The organism is Mesorhizobium sp. P3_A9 (assembly GCF_056402975.1).
On record NZ_JBFUGJ010000684.1, the window covers coordinates 1 to 1,281 of the forward strand.

At 61.9% G+C, this 1,281-nt stretch carries 2 protein-coding genes; both read left to right on the forward strand.

Annotated elements, in window-relative coordinates; all coding sequences use genetic code 11:
- On the forward strand, positions 1-235 hold a 235-nt coding region (locus AC1DX0_RS35975; RefSeq protein WP_477359266.1), incomplete at its 5' end, for a putative PEP-binding protein.
- Between the two features lie 128 nt (positions 236-363).
- The coding region (locus AC1DX0_RS35980; protein ID WP_477359269.1) for a glycosyltransferase family 9 protein at positions 364-1,281 on the forward strand (918 nt) is incomplete at its 3' end.

Genomic DNA, 1,281 nt, shown 5'->3' on the forward strand with positions numbered 1-1,281 from the left:
GCTCGACATCGACGGCGTCGGCGAACTGGTGCGCATGGCGGCGCAAAAGGGCAGGGCGACGCGACCCGACATCAAGCTCGGCATCTGCGGCGAACATGGCGGCGACCCTGCATCGATCCGTTTCTGCGAGGAGGTCGGTCTCGACTATGTGTCGTGCTCGCCCTATCGCGTGCCGATCGCCAGGCTGGCGGCCGCGCAGGCCGCGGTGCTGGTCGCGAAGGCAGGCAAAGGTTAGGAACTTAGGCCTCACTAAAATTTACCGTTTTGTATGAAAACTCACGCGAACGTGCTGAAGGCATTGCGTAATCTCGACATTGTTCCTGCCCAATTTGCGGATGGCCCGCCAATTGCACCCGGAATCACATGTTGCAGATCTCACCCGCGCCATTTCGCTCGATCCTGATCATTCAAACGAAGTTCATCGGCGATATTGTTCTCGCCTCGACGCTCGCCAGGAACCTGCAACTCGAATTCCCCGGCGCCAGGATCGTGTTCCTTTGCGAGGCTCATTTCGAAAGCTTCGTGGTGACGCATGGCATTGCTTCCGAGGTGGTTCCGTTCAGGCGGTCCCGCATGCGGGGCACCCCGCTGGAGCGTGGGAAAGAGCTCTATGCCATGGTGCGGGCTCTGCGCCGCTTTCGATTCGACCTGACGATCGACCTGACTGATTCCAAGACCTCGCGCCTCGTTAGCGGGCTCGTCAACGCCAAGACACGCATCGGCTACAATCCGCCCGAGAGGCCCCTGAAACTGCTGGAGCGGCAGCCCGCCAATCTGTTTGCAAAACCACAGGGGTTTGGCGGCCAGCATTTTGTCTATCGCTATCTGTCGCCCCTTGAAGCGCTTGGCATCGATCTGCGCGTGACGGTGCCCACCATTCAGCCGCTGCCGTCAGAGACCATGAAAGCCCTGGCGCTTCTGAGCAAGCACCGTCTCCACCCAAACGGCTTCGTCGCCGTGCATGCGGGTGCGAGCTTCAAGGGCCGGCAATGGCAGCCGGAACGATTTGCCGAGGCGATCGACGAGATTGCCACCGACAGCGGATTGGCCGTTGCCCTGGTGGGAGGTCCGGACGAACGCGAGATCGCCGGGCGGATCATCGCCAGGACGGCGACGCCGGTCGTCGACCTTGTCGGGACGCTGTCGCTCGAGACCTTGCTGGCTGTCCTCAAACAGGCGCGGCTGTTTGTTGGCAATGAGAGCGGCCCGATGCATATGGCCGCTGCCGTGGGCACGCCGGTTGTCGGGCTTTTCGGCCTGACGCATCCGTCGCGATGGGGG